The 16,235-nt window shown below is 67.3% G+C and carries 15 protein-coding genes; 2 read left to right on the forward strand and 13 right to left on the reverse strand.

Going from position 1 to position 16,235, the window contains the following annotated elements:
* Positions 1 to 5 precede the first annotated feature (5 nt).
* The 4 genes from ACWDOP_RS00650 to ACWDOP_RS00665 all read right to left on the reverse strand — a co-directional run bounded on the left by ACWDOP_RS00650 (position 6) and on the right by ACWDOP_RS00665 (position 4,504).
* Positions 6 to 1,061 (reverse strand): MlaD family protein, encoded by a 1,056-nt coding sequence (locus tag ACWDOP_RS00650; RefSeq protein ID WP_456343251.1) that lies wholly within the window; start codon positions 1,059 to 1,061, stop codon positions 6 to 8.
* Positions 1,058 to 1,870 (reverse strand): ABC transporter permease, encoded by an 813-nt coding sequence (locus ACWDOP_RS00655; protein WP_456343815.1) that lies wholly within the window; start codon positions 1,868 to 1,870, stop codon positions 1,058 to 1,060. The genes ACWDOP_RS00650 and ACWDOP_RS00655 overlap by 4 nt, the downstream gene beginning before the upstream one ends.
* Before the next feature lie 47 nt (positions 1,871 to 1,917).
* Positions 1,918 to 2,751, reverse strand: coding sequence for an MlaE family ABC transporter permease (locus tag ACWDOP_RS00660; RefSeq protein ID WP_456343252.1), 834 nt, complete (start codon positions 2,749 to 2,751; stop codon positions 1,918 to 1,920).
* A gap of 100 nt (positions 2,752 to 2,851) precedes the next feature.
* Positions 2,852 to 4,504 carry an acyl-CoA synthetase gene (locus ACWDOP_RS00665; protein WP_456343816.1) on the reverse strand — a complete coding sequence of 551 codons (1,653 nt, stop codon included), beginning with the start codon at positions 4,502 to 4,504 and terminating at the stop codon, positions 2,852 to 2,854.
* A 191-nt stretch (positions 4,505 to 4,695) separates the two neighbouring features.
* Here ACWDOP_RS00665 and ACWDOP_RS00670 point away from each other — a divergent pair, with 191 nt between their 5' ends.
* Positions 4,696 to 5,304 carry a TetR/AcrR family transcriptional regulator gene (locus ACWDOP_RS00670; RefSeq protein ID WP_456343253.1) on the forward strand — a complete coding sequence of 203 codons (609 nt, stop codon included), beginning with the start codon at positions 4,696 to 4,698 and terminating at the stop codon, positions 5,302 to 5,304.
* 108 nt (positions 5,305 to 5,412) lie between these two features.
* Here ACWDOP_RS00670 and ACWDOP_RS00675 read toward each other — a convergent pair whose 3' ends face one another.
* From ACWDOP_RS00675 to ACWDOP_RS00700, 6 genes are all read right to left on the reverse strand, one after another.
* On the reverse strand, positions 5,413 to 6,837 hold the full coding sequence (locus ACWDOP_RS00675; RefSeq protein WP_456343254.1) for an aldehyde dehydrogenase family protein: 1,425 nt from the start codon (positions 6,835 to 6,837) through the stop codon (positions 5,413 to 5,415).
* Positions 6,834 to 8,378 (reverse strand): flavin-containing monooxygenase, encoded by a 1,545-nt coding sequence (locus ACWDOP_RS00680; protein WP_456343255.1) that lies wholly within the window; start codon positions 8,376 to 8,378, stop codon positions 6,834 to 6,836. The genes ACWDOP_RS00675 and ACWDOP_RS00680 overlap by 4 nt, the downstream gene beginning before the upstream one ends.
* A gap of 85 nt (positions 8,379 to 8,463) precedes the next feature.
* Positions 8,464 to 9,408: a short-chain dehydrogenase/reductase gene (locus ACWDOP_RS00685; protein WP_456343256.1), complete on the reverse strand. Its 945-nt coding sequence runs from the start codon at positions 9,406 to 9,408 to the stop codon at positions 8,464 to 8,466.
* Positions 9,409 to 9,706: 298 nt separating this feature from the next.
* Complete coding sequence (locus ACWDOP_RS00690; RefSeq protein WP_456343257.1) at positions 9,707 to 10,324, reverse strand: hypothetical protein; 618 nt, start codon at positions 10,322 to 10,324, stop codon at positions 9,707 to 9,709.
* Positions 10,325 to 10,487: 163 nt separating this feature from the next.
* Positions 10,488 to 11,063 carry a TetR/AcrR family transcriptional regulator gene (locus ACWDOP_RS00695; RefSeq protein WP_456343258.1) on the reverse strand — a complete coding sequence of 192 codons (576 nt, stop codon included), beginning with the start codon at positions 11,061 to 11,063 and terminating at the stop codon, positions 10,488 to 10,490.
* A gap of 67 nt (positions 11,064 to 11,130) precedes the next feature.
* Positions 11,131 to 11,958: an SDR family oxidoreductase gene (locus ACWDOP_RS00700; protein WP_456343259.1), complete on the reverse strand. Its 828-nt coding sequence runs from the start codon at positions 11,956 to 11,958 to the stop codon at positions 11,131 to 11,133.
* A 109-nt stretch (positions 11,959 to 12,067) separates the two neighbouring features.
* On the opposite strand from ACWDOP_RS00700, the gene ACWDOP_RS00705 reads away from it, so the two are divergent.
* Entirely contained in the window at positions 12,068 to 12,613 is a 546-nt protein-coding gene (locus ACWDOP_RS00705; protein ID WP_456343260.1) for a helix-turn-helix domain-containing protein, read from the forward strand.
* Positions 12,614 to 12,747: 134 nt separating this feature from the next.
* Here the strand turns inward: ACWDOP_RS00705 and ACWDOP_RS00710 are convergent, their stop codons facing one another.
* The 3 genes from ACWDOP_RS00710 to ACWDOP_RS00720 are packed head-to-tail and all read right to left on the reverse strand — an operon-like array spanning position 12,748 to position 16,202.
* Positions 12,748 to 14,370 carry an acyl-CoA synthetase gene (locus ACWDOP_RS00710; protein ID WP_456343261.1) on the reverse strand — a complete coding sequence of 541 codons (1,623 nt, stop codon included), beginning with the start codon at positions 14,368 to 14,370 and terminating at the stop codon, positions 12,748 to 12,750.
* 24 nt (positions 14,371 to 14,394) lie between these two features.
* Complete coding sequence (locus ACWDOP_RS00715; RefSeq protein WP_456343262.1) at positions 14,395 to 15,654, reverse strand: hypothetical protein; 1,260 nt, start codon at positions 15,652 to 15,654, stop codon at positions 14,395 to 14,397.
* Positions 15,651 to 16,202, reverse strand: a complete 552-nt coding sequence (locus ACWDOP_RS00720) for a nuclear transport factor 2 family protein (RefSeq protein WP_454207078.1) — start codon at positions 16,200 to 16,202, stop codon at positions 15,651 to 15,653. Before ACWDOP_RS00720 ends, ACWDOP_RS00715 begins: the two co-directional genes overlap by 4 nt.
* Between the last annotated feature and the right edge of the window lie 33 nt (positions 16,203 to 16,235).

Genomic DNA, 16,235 nt, shown 5'->3' on the forward strand with positions numbered 1-16,235 from the left:
TTCGTTCACCGCCCTTCCGGTGTCGCGGGCAGGGCGGAGAACAACGACTGCGCCAGGACGGGCACCCCTCGGACCGCGACCGACGCCTGCAGGACAGGCCCGGTCGGACCGTCGGCGAACACGCGATGCAATCGGGTCAGGAGCTCGTGCAGTTCCGCCGCGGATTGGGTCGGGTGCGGCACGGTCGCGGACACGGTGGCCAGCGCCGGTACCAGTGCGGCGATGTAGTGGTCGAGGTATCGCTCGCCGGAGGAGCCCAGTGCCACCGCGGCGGGGAGCAGGTCGTTGACGACGGCGTTGACGGTCGCGTCGAAGTGCGGGCGGTCCTGGCGCAGTGGCTGGTTGGAGCGGATGGAATCGAACACCTCGACCGTGGCCGAGGCGAATACACCTGTGCCGGTGAGCATGTGCCCGAATTGGTTGGCCAGCAACGACGCCGGAAGCCGCTGGGTGTCGGACATGGTGCGCGCGAGCGCGATGACGGTGCGCAGCAGCGGCGTGAGCGCGCCGACCCCGTACGAGAGCTGGTGCAGCATGTTGCTCAGCTGGGGGGTGAGCACCTGGCCGGTGGCCTCGGAGAACTCCCGCAGCAGCGCACTCAGCGTCGCGTCGTACACGCGGGTGGCGTGCTCACCGGTCAGGTCGACGACGGCGCCCGATGTCAGCGGCGACCCACCGTGTCCCGGTGCGAGTTCGACTTCGCTGATACCGAACAGGTTCGCCGGCGCGAACTCGACGCTGAGACTGTCGTCCAGTTCGACCAGAGCCGAGCGTTCCAACGCCAAGTCCAGCCGCAACCGACCGGACGAGGACGGTTCGATATCGACGACCTCGCCGATGGCCACCCCGCGGGTCCGCACGGTCGTTCCCGCGGCCAAGCCGTCGGCGAGTTGTTCGGTGTGCACCGCGATGTGCATGCGGCCGTCGGTGGTCGAGGTGTTCACGCTCGTCCATGCCGCGACGAGCACCACGATCACGGTGAGCGCGGCTGCTCCGGTCTTCACCGATTTCTTGCGGGTCATCACGACCCCGGGCATCAGGTACTGGGGCATCTTCCTCATCCGGTGAATTCGATACCTGACTCGAACCCCCAGAACAGCAGGCTCAAAGCCATGTTCAGCGCGATGATCGCGACGAAGCTGGCTCGCACCGCTCGCCCCGAGGCCGCGCCGACTCCTTCGGGCCCGCCACTGGCGAAATACCCCTGGTAGCAATGGATCATGATCACGGCGATGCCGAAGATCAGTGTTTTGACCACGGCCGCGACGATGTCCGCGCCGCTGACGAATTGCAGGAAATAGTGGTCGTACACCCCGGCCGACTGCGAATGAACCGTGGTGATCAGCAGTCGGCACGCGAAGTAGCTCAGGATCAGGGTGATCAGGAACGTGGGCACGATCGCGACCGCGCCCGCCAGCACGCGGGTGGTGACCACGAACGGAACCGACCGGATACCCATCGATTCGAGGGCATCGATCTCTTCGGAAATGCGCTGCGCGCCGATCTCGGCGGTCATCCGGCACCCGGCTTGGGCGGCGAACCCGATCGCCGCCGCGATGGGCGCCAGTTCCCGGGTGCTGGCGAACGAGGACACGATGCCGGTCAGGGGACCCAGCCCCACCATGTTCAAGGTGGTGAACGATTCCACCGCGGTGAGCGCACCCATCGCCAGTCCCAGTACCGCCAGCAGCGGTACGGTGCCGCCGCCTACGAACACCGATCCTCGCCCCCAGGTCAGGTCGGTGATCACGCGCAGGGTCTGGTCGCGGTAGTGAATCACGGTGAACGGGACCGAGCTCAGCACCTGCCAGCAGAACCCGAGAACGAACCCGAACGATTCGATCGGACGCACCAGCAGCGCCTGGTTCATCGACAGTGCCGGGCCCGCCAGGCGGTGGCGGTACGGGGCGGCGGCCATCACGCGATCCTCTGTGGCAGAAACTGATTCAGGATCTGGGTGACCGCGAGGTTCGTCAGCACGATCGAGGCCACCGACAGTACGACCGCGGCATTGACCGCGTCGGCTACCCCGCGGGGCCCGCCCTTGGCTTCGAGTCCGCGCTGGCTGGCCACCAGCACGACCAGGAACCCGAAGACCATGGCCTTACCCATCGATATCCAGACGTCGGTGGTGGTGACGAAAGCACCGAAGGTGCCCCAGTAGCTGCCCGGAGTGACACCGCGACCCGCCACCGCCGCAAGGTATCCGGCGGCGATACCCACTGCCATGATCAGAATGTTCAGCAGGGGCGCGACCAGCAGCATCGCGACCACACGGGGAATGACCAGCCGGTGTACCGGGTCCACGCCGAGAATGATCATCGCGTCGATCTCTTCACGGATGGTCCTGGCGCCCAGGTCGGCGGCGATCGCGGCCGCCCCGGCGCCACCGAGCAGGAACCCGGTGGCCATCGGAGCGCCCTGTTTGATCACGCCCAGCCCGCCCGCGGCGCCCAGGAGCGCATCGGCGCCGAGTTGTTCGATCAGGTTGCCGACCTGTACCGAGACGATGACACCGAACGGGATCGCCATCAGGATCGCGGGAACCGCGGTGACCGTCACCAGATACCAACTCTGACGCAAGGTTTCACGCCACGGCAGCCGACCGCGGACGGTGTCGAGCACCGCTCCGGCCAGCACACCGCAGGCGAGTTCGACCGAACGGCCGAGCGTGCGGATCGCCGCGAACAGCACATTCTCGATGTTGTCCCGCAGCACACGCGTGGGCCGGTGAGTGGTCGGCGTGCTCATCGATCGATCACCTGTATTCGGGTTCGAGGGTTGTGGAACGCAGCGCTGACAGAGCGCGAATGTCACCCCCTCGTCTGTGTGGTGGGGCGATGGCATGTGGTCAGGGCCGGGGGCTGTGGTCGGCGGCCAGCCGTGTCAGCGCCGACCGGACGACCTTGCCGGTGGCGTTGCGCGGGATCTCCGGCACGAGACTCACCTCGCGCGGCACCTTGTAGCGGGCGAGGTTCTCCTTGACGTACGCCTTGATCTCCGCCGGCTCGATCCGCGCACCCGGTACGGGTACGACCAGCGCGTGCAGGCGGGTGCCGAACTCCTCGTCGTCCACGCCGATGACCACGACATCGTCGACGTCCTCGCGGGTGGCGATCAGATTCTCGATCTCGGCGGGGTAGATGTTCTCCCCACCCGAGACGATCATGTCGTCGTCGCGGCCGTCGATGTGCAGGAGGCCGTGGTCGTCGAAGTGCCCCATGTCACCGGTGGACATGTAGCCGTCGATGAACTGTTTGTGCCTGCCGTCGGTGTAGCCCTCGAACGGGGCACCGCTGCGCACGAACACTCGCCCCGACACCCGGTGGCCGGTGACCGGCCGGTCCTGGTCGTCGAACAGCGCGATCTTCGAGGTCACCGGCGCCCGGCCGACCGTGCCCGGTGCGATCCGCAGCTCGTGTGGCTGTGCGACCGCCGCGATCGCCACTTCGGTGGATCCGTAGAGGTTGTACAGCACGTCCCCGAAGGTGTCCTGGACTCTGGTGGCCAGTTCCGGGGACAGGGCCGAGCCGGCGACCACGATCGCACGCAGCGCCGAAAGGTCGTAGCGGGCACGAACTTCCGGCGCCAGGCTCACCATCCGGTGCAGCATCGTCGGCACGGCCACCAGCAGCTGCGCGCGATGTTCGGCAAGCGCGCGCAGCGTTGCTTCGGCGTCGAAACGTCGCGTCAGCACGACCTGGTTGGCCAGCGCGGTCGCGACGGTCCAGGCCGCGAAGCCGGTCGAGTGGAAGATCGGCGAGACGATGACCGCGGTGCCCTTGCGTGGGAACGGGATACGGTCGACGACCAAGGCGCTGACCAGCGGGGTGACCTTGGTTCGCGGGGCGCCTTTGGGCAGGCCGGTCGTTCCGCTGGTCAGGATGATGAACCCGCCGACCTTCGCCGGCGGTGGCGGGCACCGGCGGTCGCCGGTTGCGATCAGCTGGTCGATGGTCTGCGCGGGTGCACTGGACGGGAAGCGCGGGTCGGACCAGGTGATGAATCGTGGCAGGTCGGCCGGCAGCGCGTCGAGCAGGTCACCGAACTCCGCGTCGTGCAGCATCGCCCGCACGTTCTCTCGCACAGCCACTTCGGCGAACTGCGGCTTGGCGAAGCCGGTGTTCATCATCGCCAGCCGCAGCCCGGCCCGGCCCGCGGCGCTGATCGCCAGCACGAGACCCCGGTGATCGCGTGCCAGGACCCCGATCACCGATCCCGGTTCCAGGCCCGCGCTCAGAAACGCGTTGGCCAACGCGTTGGATTGCTCGTCGAGTTCGCGGTAGGTCAGTGTGCCGCGCTCATCGCACAGCGCCGGCGACTCGGGATGCTCTTCGGCCGCCTTCATGATCATTGTCGCGGCCGGGCCGTAGCTGTTGTTGCGCCGGGCTGTGGTCAGCACCCGGTCGGGCCGGGTCAGATCGATGACACCGGTCCGATGAAGTCTGCCGACCGCGCGCAGCGTCTCGATGGTGGTGTCGATCCGCTCATGGATCGCGGGCAGGCTCAGCACGGGGTGATTCCTTTTGTCCGTTGAATGCGGGCTCGATCGAGGTGATAGGCAGCAGCTCCGCCGAAAGCCGCCGCTAACAAGAATCAACTGATTCACATAAAGCAGATGATTCCCATGACACTGCGCGATGTCAACCCCCTTCGAGGCGATGCACCGAGTCGGCGAAGTGCCATGATGGCCACGTGAGTTCCCCACCAGTCGTCTGGCGCGGCAGCACCATGGCCAGCCGTAGCGCCGAACGCCGCGAACAGCTGATCGACGCCGCCTACGACCTCCTCGCCACCGAGGGCGCGGCGGCGACGACGATGCGCGCCGTATGCAGAAAAGCATCGCTGAGCCTGCGCTATTTCTATGAAAGCTTCTCCGACAGAGACGAATTGGTGATCGAGGTCCACGACCGAATCACCAACGATCTCCTCGACGCGGTCACCACCGCCCTGTCCGGACCGGACACCGATCACCCACGCGCCTGGATCGCGTTCGACGCCGCGACCCGCTTCCTCGAACAGGACCCTCGCCGAGGGCACATTCTGTTCCGGGAAACACTCGCCGACGAGGCGCTACGCGATCACGGCGCGACCGCTGTGCCGGCGTTCGTCGCACTCGTCGCCGCTCAGCTGGACGAGCCCGGTGCGGCGATGACCGGCCCCAACATGCACCTGGCCGTCAGCTCGCTCTCGGGCGCACTGGTCGCGTTGTTCATGGACTGGCTCGACGGCACCACCGAACACACCCGCGAGGACATCGTGGACTACACGACCGTGCTGGCCACGACGATCCTGCAGCTGTGAACAACGCGCACCGACCTGTTCTTGCGCAACAGCTTTCATCCGCCATCTCCGCGCCGCAGGACAGTCGGGTGACCCGTACCGGAGCTCGCGACGCGGCGAGTGCGCGGCCTACCAGCGAAAGCGTCTGGTGCCGGTCGCGGCGAGTGCGCGCATGGTGCGCCCGAGAATCTCCGTAGCCGGTCCCTGGTACGGGAACCACAGCAGGTGCTGCTGGTATCGGAGCGGGAATCGGGATTCGGTGACCGTTTGCGCGCGGCAGTAGCGCAGCACGGCTTCGCGGGTTCCGAATCGACCGCCGATGCCTGACTGCTTCCAGCCGTCCATGGGCGCGGACAGGAAGAACACGTTGGCATGAGCGTCGTTGATGTTGACCGCACCGGCGTGCAGTTGGGCGGCCACCTCCCGGGCGCGGGCGTGGTTTCTGCTCCACACCGTGGCAGAGAGCCCGTACACGCTGTCGTTGGCCAGTGTGACCGCGTGGGCGGTGTCACGGACCTTGATGATCGGAATGAGCGGTCCGAAGGTTTCCTCGCGAACACAGGCCATGTCCTGGGAAACATCAACCAGCACTGTCGGTTCCACCCACCGGGTGGCCGGGTCCGTGCCGCCGCCGCTGACCACGCGCGCCCCGGCTTCGATCGCCTGCTCGAGGTGGGCATTGACGATGTCGAACTGCGCGGTCGTGACCAGCGCGGCGACATCGATGTCGCGGCGCAGGGTGTTCACGTGCTCGACCAGGCGCGCGACGAAGGCATCGTGTACATCGGCATCGACGTAGACGCGTTCGATCGAGGTGCACATCTGTCCGGCGTTCGTCAGCGCGCCCCAGGCGATACCTCGTGCGGCCCAATCGAGGTCGGCGTCGGACAGCACCAGGGCCGGGTCCTTGCCACCCAGTTCGAGCCCGCAGGGTATGAGCCGTTCCGCGCAGCGCGCGGCGATCGCCTTACCGGTGGCGGTCGAGCCGGTGAACTGCACGAAGTCCACCAACTCCACCAGTTCGGCGCCGGCTGCGTTGTCGCCGGTGATGGCGGTGAACACCGCGGGCGCGCCGATCTCGTTCCAGCCGGCCACCGCGGCAGCGACCGCACACGGCGTGGCCGGGGCGGGTTTGATCGTTACCGCCGCACCCGCCAGCAGCGCCGGGATCGCATCGCACAGAGACAGCCCCAGGGGAAAGTTCCACGGCGTGATGACCGCGATCACCGGATACGGCCGGTGGGTCACCGACACGGTCTTGAACGCGTTGAGCAGATTCGGCGGTGTGCGCTGCTCGGTCGAGAGGATGTTCTCGGCGTGCCGGGTGAGATGCTTGATCAGGTCGATCACCACGGTGAACTCGATCCGGCCTTCCACGAGGGGTTTGCCGACCTCGGCGCACAGCAATCGCACCAGGTGTTCCTGGTTGTCCAGGAGCCAATCCGCGTATCGGCGTAGCCATTTCGCGCGCTCGGCCACCCCGGATTGCTCCCAGGCCGGTTGTCTGCGCCGCAGGTCCTGGACAATCCACGGAACCGTGACGGTGGAGGTCATCGTGTCACTTCCTCGGTGAGAACGAGTGAGGGTTCACCGGCATGGACCGCGACATGTCCTCGTCTGGTCAGACGAAAATCACGCAAATCCACGCGGGCGGTGCGGCGTTGGAATTGCCAGGCGAATCCTGGCCAGAAAGTGAAGTTCCGGCCCGTGGGTGAGAGGTAGTAGGACGAGCAGCCCCCGCTGTTCCAGACACTGCCCGCGAGTTTGCGGTCGACCTCGCCGATGAAACGTTCCTGCACCTGCGGGTCGACATCGATCGTGTGCGCGTGGGCGGCGAGTGTGGAGACGATCGCGTCGACCAGGTAGCGGACCTGAGCTTCGATGGTGACCACCTGGGAGGTGTAGAGCGCGGAGTTCGGGCCCAGCAGCACGAACATGTTCGGAAAGCCCGAAACCATCGTTCCCAGATAGGCATTGGCGTCCGAACCCCAATGGCCGGCCAGACTGGTGCCGTCGCGTCCGTGGATCCGGGCCAGGCCGGGATGGCCGGTCATGGTGAACCCCGTGCCGAACACGATCGCGTCGACCTCGTGTTCGCTTCCGTCAGCGGTACGGATCCAGTGGGGGCCGACCTCGGCGATCGAATCGGTGATCACCGAGGTGTTGGGTGCGGCCAGTGCCGGGTAGTAGGCGTTGGAGAACGTGGGCCGTTTGCAGCCGAATCGGTAGTCCGGGGTCAGTTTCGCGCGTAGCTCGGGGTCGCGGATCTGGCGGCGAAGATGTGCACGCGCAACAGCTTCCATCGCCTTGAGCAGCGCGGGCTTGTACACGAATCCGGGAACCAGGGCCTCTTGGACGAGGTTGAATCCCGCTCGGGCCGCCCGCTGTGTCGCCGGCGCGACGGCGAACATCTTGCGCTGCGTGCCGCCGATCGGCCGGTCGGGATGCGGCATGATCCAGGTCGGAGTGCGCTGAAACACCTTCAGCTGCTCAGCATTCGGTTGCAGCCGCGGAATGAACTGCACCGCCGAGGCTCCGGTGCCGATGACCGCGATATTCTTTCCCTTGGGATCGAAGGTGTGATCCCATCGCGCGGAATGGAACTGGGGGCCCTCGAAGGTTGCGAGCCCGGGAATCGCGGGCACCGACGGTTCGGAGAACGGTCCCAGCGCGGCAACCAGGAACCGGGCCCGTACGCGTCGGCCACCGGCCTCGATCACCCATACCCCGGCGTCGTCGTCCCAGCTCGCGTCGGTGACTTCGGTGGAGAATCGGATGTGCGGGGTGATGTCGAAGCGGTCGGCGACCGTGCGCAGGTAGGACTGGATCTCGGGCTGTAGCGGGTACAGGCGTGACCATTCGGGGTTGGACGCGAAAGAGAACGAGTACAGGATCGAGGGGATGTCGCACTGGGCGCCGGGGTAGGTGTTGGCCTGCCATGTCCCTCCGACATCGGCGGCGCGTTCGAACACGACGAAATCGTCGATCCCGTTCTTCTTCAGCGCGGCGGCGGCGCCCAATCCGCCGAACCCGGCACCGATGACAGCGACGGTGAAGAATTCGTCCGGACTCGTTGCGGGGGTTGGGTTTTGCATGTACGGAGTCGTCCTCATTCGTCAAAAGTTGGGGCGTGGTGGATGCCCGAGTCGCGCGGCCGTCGTGACAGGGCCGCACCGTCGTCTACGGCTGCTTGCCGGTGATCGCAGCGCGGTTCTCGATGCGCGCGAGGAGATCGGCCACGCGCGGATCGTGGGCGAGGATGCGATCCAGCGCCACATTGGCGGTGCCGCGCAGCCACGAGTACGGCGCCCAGATCGCCGGGGCGATCGTCCTGGGTGCTCTGCGAGTAATGCCCTCGGCGATCGATTCAGCCGCTTCGGTGGCGGAGATCCTGCGCCGCAACGGCCACGGCAGCATGTTCTCGATCTCCCTGCCCAGAGGATCCGCCTCGAACATGTTCGTGGTCATCTCTGTATCAACGACGCCGAAGTAGGCGACCCCCGCGCTGGCTCCGACCGAGCTCAGTTCAACGCGCAGTGCGCGCCCCAATTGTTCGACCGCCGCCTTGCTCACCATGTATGCCGCACCGCCCATTCCGGGTGCGAAGGCGGCGGCAGAGGACACGACCACGACGTGCCCGCCCGCGTCGATGATGTGGTCCAGGCTCGGCCGGACGGTATTGAACACGCCGAGCAGGTTGATGTCGATGACCCGGCCGAATTCCTCCGGCACCGTCGTCCGGACGGTAGCCGGCACCGGTGTCACCCCCGCGTTGGCGATGACGACATCGAGACGGGAAGACCAACCCACCGCGGCTTTCACCGCCGCTGACATCTCCTCGCGGTCGCGCACGTCGGCCTCGATCGCCAGGGCCCGATCGCCGATCTCCTCCGCCAAGGTCTGCACCGTGGAGAAATCCTTGTCCGTGAGGACAACCCGAGCTCGACGCGCGGCCAGCACACGCGCGAGCTCTCGTCCGATTCCCGCTCCGGCCCCGGTGATCAACACCGTCTTGTCTTCGAGGTCATAGCGGTCGGTGCGGCCGAGGAACCTCGACAGCGCCGCCATCAAACCATCGCCCGATCGAACGCGCCGCCCTGATGCCAACCCTCCGATTGTCGCCACACCCCTGAACATGTTCGCGACCAGGATCGTGTGCGCCGTTGCCCGTCCATCAGCTACTCCTCGCCGATCTTCGTCGTGGTCGGTGAGTCGACACGCGAAGTCAATTACTGGAATCAGTCGATTCCAATGGAATCAAATGATTCCTATGGGAACGAGGCATGTCAACTCCGCGCACTGAATGGCGTGAATCCGCTATCCGTCGAGGTCGTCAGGAAGGCGGCCGAGGAGTCGTTGGGGCCGCACCTCCCGCACAGCGGCCAACTTTGTGCCACAGAGGTTTCCGATCAGGCCGGATCGATTACGCGTCCAACTCGGCGCGCAAATCCTCCAGCCAGGCCCGGGTCCGGGGGTAGTCGGCCGCGCGGTCCGTGTCCGCGCCGGCACTTCCCCACAGGGTGGCGGCCAGGTCGGCGAGAACGGTCGTGGGCGACGTTCCTTGCTCGGCGAGGGTGTCGAGATCGGAGAGGAGGTAGGCCACGGCGGCGACGTCCTCGCCGGACCAGGTGTACAGGTAGTGACCCCAGCCTTCGACTCGGACCAGGGCGGCGCGGCGTAGCAGATCCGTTCGGCGGGTATCTAGTTCGGCCTGTTTGGGCTCGACCTGTTCGGCCTGCTCGGCGAGGGTTGCCGCGAGCAGATCACGTACCTGCCGTAGGTCGTTCAGCGCAGTGTCGAGTTCGGCTAGGGCGTGGTGACCGTTCTGGACGCGGGCGGACTCGGTGAGAGATGTCGCGTAGGCGCCGGCGCCAGACCATACGCTGAGTGGCATCCCTACGCCGTAATTCACGGCGGTGACGGCGAGGCCGTGCAGGCGGGCCACTTCTTTTCGTGCGCGGTAGGCCGGGGTTGCGCGCAACGCCTCCGCGGCGGCGTCCGGCTCGCCCCGGTCGGGATGATCGCTCGTCGTGTTGGTCAAGGGTTCCCGCGAGCACTGGCCCCGGGTCGATGACGTCCGTCATGAGAAGGGATCCGCCCGGCTACGGCGAACAGTATCGAAGGCCGACGGTGGTCCGTCGCACCCGATCCCGCCGCACGGTGTGCGGCACCCGACGCGGCACGGACGCAGGGTTTTGCGCGGCTCAACCCAGCAGGCGGCGGGTCGCCTTCGCCATCCGTTCGGCCACCTCCGAGTAGGACAGGTGCCCCATGCCCGCCTGCAGCATCGCGCCGTAGTACAGCATCTCGAGGTACTCCAGATCGTCACTGCTGTCCGAACCCAGCGCCTCGACCAGGCGGGAGTGGAGCTCGCCGCCGATCCGCAGGCGCAGGTGGGCCACGTCGGCGTCGTTGCCGAGCAGGGCCTGGCTGATCGCGGCGGCCAGGGCGGGCTCGTCGGCCACCAGCATCGCGGCCTGGCCCAGGACCGCTACCGCGCGGCCCGCCGGGTCGGTGTCGGACAGCTCGACCGCGGGGGCGGCTATCAGGCGACGCCAGTACACCTCGGCGATCAGGTGTTCCTTGGAGGAGAAGTAGGTGTAGGCGGTCGCGGTGCCGATCCCGGCCTCGGCGGCGATCAGGCGAATCGTGGTGGCCGCGTAGCCTTCTCGGGCCAGGACGGTCACGGCGGCCTTGGTCAGACGGTCCACGGTCGCGGCCTGCTTCCCGCTCAGGCGACGCCGGGTGGCCTCCAGATTGTTCGGTACAGGAGCAGACATATGTCCAAAACTACTACCGACACGTGTCCAGAACAATTCGCCCCTCCGGCTGACCGGCCGATTCGCGCTAGTGACGCGGGCGCACCCGCTCGTCGTAGGACGCCCGCGCGGTCCGATCGACCTCGTCCAGGAAGATCCGATCGACGCCCAGACGGCGGGTGATGGCATCGCCGACCGGGCGCGGGGTCAGCTTGTCCAGGGCCGCGAGCCAGCCGGCGCGGCGGGTCACCGTGACGCGGCGGCGTGGACGGGAGAGCAGGCGCGCGACCGCGCGGGCGACATCGGCCGGCTCGGCCAGCAGACCGAGCGGCGCGCGGGTGCCCGCGATCATCTCGGTGCGGGTGAAGGTCGGCAGCACCGCCGAGAACCGCACGCCGCTACCGTGCTGCTCCCGGCGCATGGTCTCGGTGAAACTCAGCACCGCCTGCTTGCTCGCACAGTAGGTCGCCATGCCCGGGGTCGGGTTCTCCCCGGCCAGGGAGGAGATGTTCACGACGTGCCCGCGTCCGCGCGAAAGCATGCCCGGCAGGACGAGTTTGGTGCCGAGCATGACGCCGTAGACGTTGATGTCGAGGATCCGGCGGGTCAGCGCGTCCGGCTCTTCGGTGAAGCGGCCGACCGGCATCACGCCGGCGTTGTTGATCAGCACGTCGATCGCGCCGACTTCGCGTTCGGCCCGGCGCAGGAACTCGGCGAAGGAGTCGGCATCGGTGACATCGAGGGCGAACGCGCCCGCGAGCCCGAGGGCGGCGGCGGTGTCCGCGGCCGCGCTCGCGTCGAGGTCTCCGATGACGACGAGGGCGCCGCGGGCGGTCAGTTCCGCCGCGATCGCGCGGCCGATCCCGCGGGCTCCCCCGGTGACCGCGACGATGCGGCCGGTGATCGATGCGCTCATCGGCGTGCGCTACCTCCTGCGTGTGAACGGACTCGAACCAGGCGATATGGCGGTCGTCTCAGCCTCGATCCATTGCCTTGTAATGATGTCCAGAATAGCATCTAGACTTGTGTCCGAAAAACTGTCCAGTGTGGCCGGGGGTGCCCGGCGGTCCCAGCACGACAAGTCCGAAATGTTCGAGCGCATAGTCGATGCCACGGTCCGGGTGCTGGCCCGCGGTGGTTTCGACGGATTGACCCTGCGGATCGTCGCCCGAGAGGCCGACATCGGCACCGCGACGGTCTACAGCTACTTCGATTCCCGCGAACAACTGCTCGCGGAGGTGGTGTGGCGCGCGCTGTCGCTACCGACCCTGCGACGCACGATCGCACCCGGCGGCGAGGCCGAGCAGACTCCGCTGACCATGGCTACCGCCGCCACGATGCTCACCCCGGCGGTCGCCGAACCCGATCTGATCGACATGCAGCAGCGGCTGACCGATCGAATCCGCGGCCGCATCGACGCGGCGATCGGCACCGGCAGCGATCCCTTCACGTCCCGGCGGCTGGAGAAGATCTACGTCGAGTCCCTGATCGACGCGGCGATGGGTTACTCGACCCGCATGCGCGGCGAAAACGCCACGCCCACCATCGAACCGGTGCCCGAGGACCGCTGAGGCCGGGAGCTTCCGGCGATGCTGAACGACCTCGCCCGGCATCGCCGGCACTCGCGGCCCGGCACGGAAACGACACTGCCGCGCAACCGGGCACCGAATCCGGTGCGGTTGCGCGGCAGCGACTTTCACTCTTCTCAGGAGCGGGCGGCGGCCCTGACCTCGTGATCGGGCGCGCGGCTCCCGATGAACTCCTTGGCCCATCGATAGTCCGGCTTTCCGCTGGGCGAGCGCGTCACCGTGGTCGCGATCCACAGCGTGCGTGGCGTCTTGTACCCCGCCAGATGGGCGCGCACGTGCCCGGTGAGCGCCTCGAAGTCGAGCACGGCGCCCTCGGTCGTGGCGATCACCGCCGCGACCTGCTGACCCCAGCGCTCGTGCGGCACACCGACCACCACCGCGTCGAAGACACTCGGGTGCGCCTTGAGCACGCTCTCGACCTCTTCGACGAACACCTTCTCCCCGCCGGTGTTGATCACCATGTTGCCGCGCCCGATGAGGGTGATCGAGCCGTCGCTCTCGACCCGGGCGCGATCGTCGGTGACGACCATCCGGGCGCCGTCCACGGTCTTGAACAGCCGGCGCGACTTCTCCTCGTCCTTGTAGTAGCCGAGCGGGACCGCCCCGGTCTTGGCCAGCCAGCCCTGCTCGCCCGGCGGCACCGGAATACCGGAATCGTCGACCACCACCGCGCCGCGCCCGACCTGCACGCGCGGGCCGCGTCCGGGATCGTCGTCCTTGGTGGCGAATCCGATACCGCCGAAACCGGTTTCGGACGAGCCGATGGAGTCGGAGACCAACGCGCCCGGGAACTGCTCGAGCAGCCGGTTCTTCACCGGCTGGGACAGCAGCGCCGCCCCGGAGGCGATGACCACCAGCGAGCTCGCGTCCACCGGAGACGCGGCGAGCTCGTCCAGCAGCGGGCGTGCCATGGCGTCGCCGGTGATGACCATGACCGCGGGCCGTTCCCGCTCGATCGTCGCCCAGATCGTGGCCGGGTCGAAGCGGGATTCGTAGATCAGGGTGTTGCCGCTCCACAGGGCGTTGAAGGTCGGCATCATCGCCGCGGCGTGAATGAGCGGCGGCAGGATCAGCCACGTCATCGGTTCGTTCTTCGCGCCGACCTGCGACTGCTGGAACTCGTCGGCCACCGGTTCGCCGGTGTAGAAGTCGATCCCGCCGCCGAGCACCCGCCACATGTCCTCCTGACGCCACATGACGCCCTTGGGCATGCCGGTGGTGCCACCGGTGTACATCATGAACAGGTCGTCGGAGGTGCGCTCGGCCGCCGGCCGGGTGGTCACCGGCGACAGCACCGATTCATAGTGTGCCGCTGTGGTTTCGATGTTCCCGCTGTCGAGGTCGTCCTCGACCACGATGGCGCGCCGGACCCGCGGCGAGCGGCTCAGCGCGGCGCCGACGGCGCTCGCGTAGCTGCGGTGGAACACCAGGGTGTGCAGGTCGGCGTTGTCGTAGATGTAGGTCAGCTCTTCGGCGCCGTACCGATAGTTGATATTGATCGGCACCGCGCGCACCTTGAAGCACGCGATGAGCGTTTCCATGGTCTCGATGCTGTTGTGCATCTGGAACCCGACGTGGGTGCCGGGCGCCACGCCGATCGAGGTCAGGTGGTGCGCGAGCCGGTTGGCTCGAATGTCGAGCTCGCGGTAGGTGATTCGCCGGTCACGGTGGATCAGCGCGATGCGTTCGGGCATCGCGTCGACCGCGTGCTCGAACAGGTCAGCGAAGTTGCACGCCATGGCAATTCATCTTTCATCGGGGTGTCAGACCACGGTCAGCGGCAGCGGGATGCCGCGATCGGCGAAGCGGAAGTCGGCGCCGGTGCTGAACCGGGTGATGGCCACCTCGCCGGATTCACGGAAGGGCTGTTCCGCGAGCAGGAATCCGAGGGCGAGCTCGTCGTCGGTGTCGGCGGTGACGTGGACGGTGTAGCGCGGGTTGACCCCGCGGGCCATGGCCTCGATCGCCGCCAGGTGCTCGGCGTCCAGCAGTGACGGCCAGACGCGGTCGCTGACGGCCCCGCTGCGCTTGGGCAGCCGCAACCGCACCCCGATGTCGGCGTGATCGACCTGAACACCGGTGTAGCACAGTGGATTCCACGCCGGGTGCAGCCGCAGGACCTGCGCCAGCGCGGCATCGTCGTCGCCGAGTTCGAGTGCGTCGCGCAGGCGTTCGGAGGTCAGGCCCGCGATGCCGGCGAACTGTTTGCGCCCGATGTCCGCGGCGGCGTCGACGTCGGTGCGCGAGCCGATCGCGATGAGGAAACCCATTGCCAGCAGGTGATGCTGCAGGCACACCTCGTCGGCCATGCGGATCAGCGCCGACCGGGAGAAGTCGCTGAACCGCAGGTCACTCAGCAGCGGGCCGGTGTAGTCGCCCTGGCCGGGATCGTCCGGGTCGATCGGATCCAGAACCACGTGCGCGGCATGCGATTCCGAGACGATGTCGAAGTTCGCCGGAATCGGCGGCGGAACGTGGGACTCGTCGATGATCACGGTCCACGCGCACACCGGGGTCCGGTCGGCCGGCACCCGGGGCGGGCGGTGGATCGGGCGGACCTGGGCGCGCGGATTGGTGGCCAGAGCGGTGGCGTCGAAGGTCGGGTCCTCGATGTCGTGGCACATCGATCGGACGTAGTCCGGTCCCATGGGTTCCACGTCCGCCAGCGCGCCACAGTGATCGAGCCAGAACTCCCCGTGGTCGCGGTCCTGGATCCGGTAGCGGAAGTCCATGAACTGCGGGGGCGCGCCGATGTCGAGTTGCAGTCCCTTGAAGATGGTTTCGACGCTGTCGCCGGTGTATCCGAGCGCGCGCTGCATGCGCCGGGTGTAGACCGGGCTGGCGACCTGCCATTCCTCGATCGCCACCTGGGCCATGCCCTCGCGCCCGAACGCGCCGATGGTGTGCGCCATGCCCGAACGGTCGATGAGGTGACCGCTGAGCAGCAACTCCGGAACCAGCACGGCCAATTGTTCCCGGGTCAAATCCGCGAACGCGCTGCGCCGATCGGGCGCGTCACTCACCACAGCGGCACCGGACCTTTGCCGATCTTGTACCAGCCGGGCAGCGGGTCGCCGGAGGTGGCGCGGGTGATGCGCTTGTTCATGCCGTCGGACAGCGCGTTGGCGGTCATCATCTCCAGGAACAGCGCGCTCACGTTGCCGAAGTCGAAGAAGTCACGCTGCCAGGACCATTGGAAGTTGCCGCCGTAGCGGAACCAGCTGCCGCCGATGCCCTCGGGCGAATAGTGAGTGCCGTCGGCACGTTTCGCGTCGGCGACCTGCTTCCACAGCCCGATCACGTTGCCGCTGCGGTCGTCGATCACCACGTCCTGGTACGGGTAGGTCCAGCCCTCGAGGCCGTCCATCTCCAAACCGATGGCGATGTCGCGGATCTCGTCGCGGCCCACGGCCATGAACTCGTCCTTGGGCCCGTAGTTCCAGCCGTAGGTGGCGTCCTCGGTGTAGTACTCCGCGAGCGGTCGCCAGTCGCCGGCGGCCTCGCACTCCTTGTTGGCCTGCAACCAGCGGCGCACCATCTCGTCGAGTTCGGCGCGATCGAAATCAGGCATTTCCGTTGACCTTTCGTTCTACGTGACCGGCGG

Source organism: Nocardia sp. NPDC003693 (assembly GCF_053981095.1).

What these genes read in the sequence shown, in the direction of transcription:
- ACWDOP_RS00650 (WP_456343251.1), bottom strand. Translation starts at nt 1,061, where the DNA reads ATGAGGAAGATGCCCCAGTACCTGATGCCCGGGGTCGTGATGACCCGC.
- ACWDOP_RS00655 (WP_456343815.1), bottom strand. Translation starts at nt 1,870, where the DNA reads ATGAACCAGGCGCTGCTGGTGCGTCCGATCGAATCGTTCGGGTTCGTT.
- ACWDOP_RS00660 (WP_456343252.1), bottom strand. Translation starts at nt 2,751, where the DNA reads ATGAGCACGCCGACCACTCACCGGCCCACGCGTGTGCTGCGGGACAAC.
- ACWDOP_RS00675 (WP_456343254.1), bottom strand. Translation starts at nt 6,837, where the DNA reads ATGACCTCCACCGTCACGGTTCCGTGGATTGTCCAGGACCTGCGGCGC.
- ACWDOP_RS00680 (WP_456343255.1), bottom strand. Translation starts at nt 8,378, where the DNA reads ATGCAAAACCCAACCCCCGCAACGAGTCCGGACGAATTCTTCACCGTC.
- ACWDOP_RS00695 (WP_456343258.1), bottom strand. Translation starts at nt 11,063, where the DNA reads ATGTCTGCTCCTGTACCGAACAATCTGGAGGCCACCCGGCGTCGCCTG.
- ACWDOP_RS00700 (WP_456343259.1), bottom strand. Translation starts at nt 11,958, where the DNA reads ATGAGCGCATCGATCACCGGCCGCATCGTCGCGGTCACCGGGGGAGCC.
- ACWDOP_RS00710 (WP_456343261.1), bottom strand. Translation starts at nt 14,370, where the DNA reads ATGGCGTGCAACTTCGCTGACCTGTTCGAGCACGCGGTCGACGCGATG.
- ACWDOP_RS00720 (WP_454207078.1), bottom strand. Translation starts at nt 16,202, where the DNA reads ATGCCTGATTTCGATCGCGCCGAACTCGACGAGATGGTGCGCCGCTGG.